This is a genomic window from Mesorhizobium sp. M1E.F.Ca.ET.063.01.1.1 (genome assembly GCF_003998155.1).
Taxonomy (GTDB): Bacteria; Pseudomonadota; Alphaproteobacteria; order Rhizobiales; family Rhizobiaceae; genus Mesorhizobium.
The window spans coordinates 1-4,301 of sequence record NZ_RZSC01000524.1; the positions used below are offsets into that span (position 1 = coordinate 1).

At 65.1% G+C, this 4,301-nt stretch carries 6 protein-coding genes; 3 read left to right on the forward strand and 3 right to left on the reverse strand.

Annotated elements, in window-relative coordinates:
• Nucleotides 1-130 precede the first annotated feature (130 nt).
• From EOA29_RS26995 to EOA29_RS27005, 3 genes are all read left to right on the forward strand, one after another.
• A complete protein-coding gene (locus tag EOA29_RS26995; RefSeq protein ID WP_126091141.1) occupies nt 131-541 on the forward strand; it encodes a DoxX family protein in 411 nt (136 codons plus the stop codon).
• A 20-nt stretch (nt 542-561) separates the two neighbouring features.
• Complete coding sequence (locus tag EOA29_RS27000; RefSeq protein WP_127221852.1) at nt 562-1,095, forward strand: SRPBCC family protein; 534 nt, start codon at nt 562-564, stop codon at nt 1,093-1,095.
• A 133-nt stretch (nt 1,096-1,228) separates the two neighbouring features.
• Nucleotides 1,229-1,492, forward strand: coding sequence for a YMGG-like glycine zipper-containing protein (locus tag EOA29_RS27005; protein WP_126091142.1), 264 nt, complete (start codon nt 1,229-1,231; stop codon nt 1,490-1,492).
• A 73-nt stretch (nt 1,493-1,565) separates the two neighbouring features.
• Here the strand turns inward: EOA29_RS27005 and rpsP are convergent, their stop codons facing one another.
• From rpsP to ffh, 3 genes are read right to left on the reverse strand one after another with little or no spacing between them, the layout of a single operon-like run.
• Nucleotides 1,566-1,967 carry a 30S ribosomal protein S16 gene (gene rpsP, locus EOA29_RS27010; protein WP_126091143.1) on the reverse strand — a complete coding sequence of 134 codons (402 nt, stop codon included), beginning with the start codon at nt 1,965-1,967 and terminating at the stop codon, nt 1,566-1,568.
• Nucleotides 1,968-2,016: 49 nt separating this feature from the next.
• Nucleotides 2,017-2,343, reverse strand: a complete 327-nt coding sequence (locus EOA29_RS27015) for a chorismate mutase (RefSeq protein ID WP_126091144.1) — start codon at nt 2,341-2,343, stop codon at nt 2,017-2,019.
• A gap of 7 nt (nt 2,344-2,350) precedes the next feature.
• Nucleotides 2,351-3,943 carry a signal recognition particle protein gene (gene ffh, locus EOA29_RS27020; RefSeq protein ID WP_126091145.1) on the reverse strand — a complete coding sequence of 531 codons (1,593 nt, stop codon included), beginning with the start codon at nt 3,941-3,943 and terminating at the stop codon, nt 2,351-2,353.
• Nucleotides 3,944-4,301: the final 358 nt, after the last annotated feature.

The window sequence follows — 4,301 nt, forward strand, 5'->3', positions numbered from 1 at the left end:
GGGAATGAGCCGCGCGCATTTGCGAAAAATATTCCGGGACGTGTCGGACCGTGGACCCGTGCGGCGTCCTTGGTTCGAGCCTGGCAAGGATGGCCAGCGTCCGAACCAAAAATACCAGGAGGGAACGTCAATGAGCATTACTCAAGCCGCGCCCGTGTCGTCGGGCGCCCTGTGGGCCGGCCGCCTGCTCAGCACCGTCATCGTGCTGTTCATGATCTTCGATGGCACCATCAAGCTGCCGCCGCTCGACATCGTCACCCAGACGATGGTGCAGCTCGGCTGGCCGGCCGATCCCAATGTCGCGCGCATGCTCGGCATCATCGGACTGATTTCGACCGCACTCTACGCCGTGCCGCGCACCTCTGTGCTCGGCGCCATCCTGCTCACCGCCTATATGGGCGGCGCCATCGCCACCAAGGTGCGGGTCGACAGCCCGCTTTTCTCCCATACGCTGTTCGGCGTCTATCTCGGTATCATCCTATGGGCCGGCTTGTTCCTAAGGGACCCCAAGCTGCGCGCTCTGATCCCGTTCAGCCGATAAGTGGCCGAAAGGAGAAAAAGATGTTCACCACCATCCTCATCATCCTCGTCGTCATCATCGCCGCCGTGCTTGTCTATGCCGCGACTCGGCCGAACGACTTCGTCGTCAGCCGTTCGGCCAGCGTCAAGGCCCCTGCCGAGGCGATCTTCCCGCTGATCAACGATTTCAAGCGCTGGCCCGAATGGTCGCCCTATGAAAAGCTCGACCCGCAGATGAAGCGCACGCTTTCCGGCCCCGAGGGCGGCAAGGGCGCGGCCTACGGCTGGGAGAGCAACGGCAAGGCCGGCGTCGGCCGGATGGAGATCACCAACTCGGTTCCATCCTCGCTGGTGTCGCTGAAGCTCGATTTCGAGAAGCCGTTCAGGGCGAACAACACAGTGGACTTCACCTTGACGCTATCGGGCGAGGCCACGACGGTCACCTGGGCGATGCGTGGCGCCCGGCCGTTCATCGCCAAGTTGATGGGCCTGTTCATGAATTTCGACACGCTGATCGGCAAGGATTTCGAGGTCGGCCTCGCCAATTTGAAGCGCGCCACCGAACATAAAAGTTAGCAGTTTCAACGATGTAGCTTGGGCAGCGGCGTGCGCAGCGCCGGCAGTCTTCATGGTCCTCGGGATCAAATTAGCCGTCTGCGAGTTAAACACTTGGCGGCGCGGACGGCGATCCCGTGAGAGAGGAACTGAAATGAAGAAAGCGATTACCATTCTGGTGCTGACGGTGGCGCTGGGCGCCTGTTCGCAGACGGAAAAAGGTGCCGCGATCGGCGGCCTGGGCGGCGCGGCGGTCGGCGCTGCCGTCGCCAACAATCCGGTACAGGGCGCGGTGGTCGGCGGCGCCGTCGGCGCTGTCGCCGGCGCATTGATCGGCCATGCCAGCGAGGCCGGCCAGTGCCGCTATCGCGACCGTTACGGGCGCGTCTATGTCGCGCGCTGCCCGGAAGGCTATTGAGTCTATAGGCGGACCTAACGAAAACGGCGGGCATCTTGCCCGCCGTTCCCATTGAACGAAGTTGAACGCCGAATTACTCGGTGGTCGCGGCTTCCGCCTCGGCCGGCGCGGCGGATGCCGCGGCAACGGCAGCGGCGGCGTCTTCCTGGGCCTTCTTCAACAGGGCGGCGCGCTCCTGCGCCTTCTTGCCGGGCAGGGCCTTGCTCGGGTTCGAGCGGGCCTCACGCTTGGCGATGCCGGCCTCATCGAGGAAGCGCAGCACGCGGTCGGTCGGCTGGGCGCCGTGCGAGAGCCAGTGCTTGACGCGGTCGGCATCGACCTTGACGCGTTCGCCGTCCTTCGGCAGCAGCGGGTTCCACGAGCCGAGCGCCTCGATGAAACGGCCGTCGCGGGGCGAACGGGCGTCGGCGACGACGACGTGGTAGTAAGGACGCTTCTTCGAGCCCGCGCGGGCCAGTCTGATTTTCAGTGCCATTGTTATCTCCTAAAAAGCTCTGATTTCGTTGATCGGTGTGGTTGGGTTCTCAACCGGTTTTCGTCACGCCGTTGTTGGCGGCGATCTGTTCGTGATGACGGATCACTTCGCGGACCACGAAGTTCAGGAATTTCTCCGCGAAATCCGGATCGAGATGCGCATCCTTCGCCAGTTGGCGGAGGCGGGCGATCTGCTGCTGCTCGCGCGCCGGATCGGCGGGCGGCAGGCCATGCTCGGCCTTCAGCACGCCGACCGCCTTGGTGCAGCGGAAGCGCTCGGCCAGCATATGGATGAGGGCGGCGTCGATGTTGTCGATCGAAGCGCGGTAGCCCGCCAGAATGGCGCGTGCGTCGGCCATGTCCTTCTCCTCGTTCATCGCCCCCTCACTTCTTCTTCCCCAAGCCGGGCAGCCCACCGCCGCCGAGACCCGGAAGGCCAGGCAACTTCATGCCGCCGGGCAGGCCCGGCAGTCCGCCGCCGCCGGGAAGTCCGCCGGGCAATCCGCCCGGCAAGCCTTTGCCGAGGCCGGCAGCCTGGGCCTGCTTCTGCAGGGCCTCGAGCTGCTTCGGATCCATCTTGGAGAGATCGGGCATGCCGCCGCCGGGCATCATGCCGCCGAGGCCCATTTTCGAGGCCAGGCCGCCCATCATGCCGCGCATCAGGCCGCCGCCTTTGCCCTTGCCGCCCATCGCCTTCATCATGTCGGCCATGCCGCGATGCATCTTCAACAGCTTGTTGATCTCGGCCGCGTCGGTGCCGGAGCCGGAAGCGATGCGCTTCTTGCGCGAGTGCTTCAGAATGTCGGGGTTCGCCCGCTCCGCCTTGGTCATCGAGGAGATGATGGCGAGCTGGCGCCGGAACATCTTGTCATCGAAGCCGGCGGCGGCAAGCTGGTCCTTCATCTTGCCCATGCCGGGCATCATGCCCATGATGCCGCCCATGCCGCCCATCTTCGACATCTGCTGAAGCTGCGCGGCAAGGTCGTTCAGGTCGAACTTGCCCGACTGCATCTTCCTGGCCATCGCCGCCGCCTGCTCGGCGTCGATGGTCTCGGCGGCCTTCTCGACGAGCGAGACGATGTCGCCCATGCCGAGGATGCGGTCGGCGATGCGCTTGGGGTGGAATTCCTCCAGCCCGTCCATCTTTTCGCCGGTGCCGATCAGCTTGATCGGCTTGCCGGTTACGGCGCGCATCGAAAGCGCCGCGCCGCCGCGGCCGTCGCCGTCCATGCGGGTGAGCACCAGGCCGGTGATGCCGACGCGCTCGTCGAAGCTTTTCGCCAGGTTGACGGCGTCCTGACCGGTCAGCGAGTCGGCGACCAGCAGGATCTCGTGCGGCGACGACACCTTCTTGATGTCGGCCATTTCGACCATCAGCGGCTCGTCGATATGGGTGCGGCCGGCGGTGTCGAGGATGACGACGTCATGGCCGCCGAGCTTCGCCGCCTGGACGGCGCGCCTGGCGATGTCGACCGGGCTCTGGCCGGCGATGATCGGCAGCGTCGCGACCTTCACCTGCTCGCCGAGCTGGCGAAGCTGCTCCTGCGCGGCCGGACGCCGCGTGTCGAGCGAGGCCATCAGAACCTTCTTGTTCTGGCGCTCGGTCAGGCGCTTGGCGATCTTGGCCGAGGTCGTCGTCTTGCCGGAGCCCTGCAGGCCGACCATCATGACGACGACGGGCGCCGGCGCGTTGAGGTCGACGGCGACGCCTTCGGCGCCAAGCATGTCGACCAGCTCGTCATGGACGATCTTGACGACCATCTGTCCGGGCTTGATCGACTTCAGGACAGCCGCGCCGACCGCCTTCTCACGCACCTTGTCGGTGAAGGAACGCACCACCTCCAGCGCCACGTCCGCCTCGAGCAGCGCGCGGCGCACCTCGCGCAGCGCCGCCGAGACATCCGCCTCTGACAGCGCGCCGCGGCCGGTCAGGCCATTCAGGATGGAGCCAAGGCGCTCCTGAAGGGATTCAAACATTCTTCTTCCTTTTCTCTGGCACCCGGATGATGCCCGAGAGGTAGTGCGTTCGCGCCGGGTCGCCAAGCAAAAGCGCAAAGCCAAAAAGCACCCGGGGGCGCATCGCGCTGCCGGGTGTTGGCCTCCAGGATCTCTTTACAGCACTCGCCTCAAAGAGGCCTCGGCGTCCTGGTCGGCTTTCGCGAAGGTGTGCTCGTCGCGGAATTCGAGGGCGTCTAGACAGGAAATCGGCCGAAGAGTCAAGTGTGAGGCCGGGCGGGCTCCTCCTTCTCCCCTTGTGGGAGAAGGTGGCCGAGCGAAGCTCGGTCGGATGAGGGGTGTTCCAGGGAACGCCAGCGTCTCATTCCTTCCAGCACCC

Coding starts and splice junctions, on each gene's coding strand:
- EOA29_RS26995 (WP_126091141.1), top strand. CDS start 131: ATGAGCATTACTCAAGCCGCGCCCGTGTCGTCGGGCGCCCTGTGGGCC.
- EOA29_RS27000 (WP_127221852.1), top strand. CDS start 562: ATGTTCACCACCATCCTCATCATCCTCGTCGTCATCATCGCCGCCGTG.
- EOA29_RS27005 (WP_126091142.1), top strand. CDS start 1,229: ATGAAGAAAGCGATTACCATTCTGGTGCTGACGGTGGCGCTGGGCGCC.
- rpsP (WP_126091143.1), bottom strand. CDS start 1,967: ATGGCACTGAAAATCAGACTGGCCCGCGCGGGCTCGAAGAAGCGTCCT.
- EOA29_RS27015 (WP_126091144.1), bottom strand. CDS start 2,343: ATGAACGAGGAGAAGGACATGGCCGACGCACGCGCCATTCTGGCGGGC.
- ffh (WP_126091145.1), bottom strand. CDS start 3,943: ATGTTTGAATCCCTTCAGGAGCGCCTTGGCTCCATCCTGAATGGCCTG.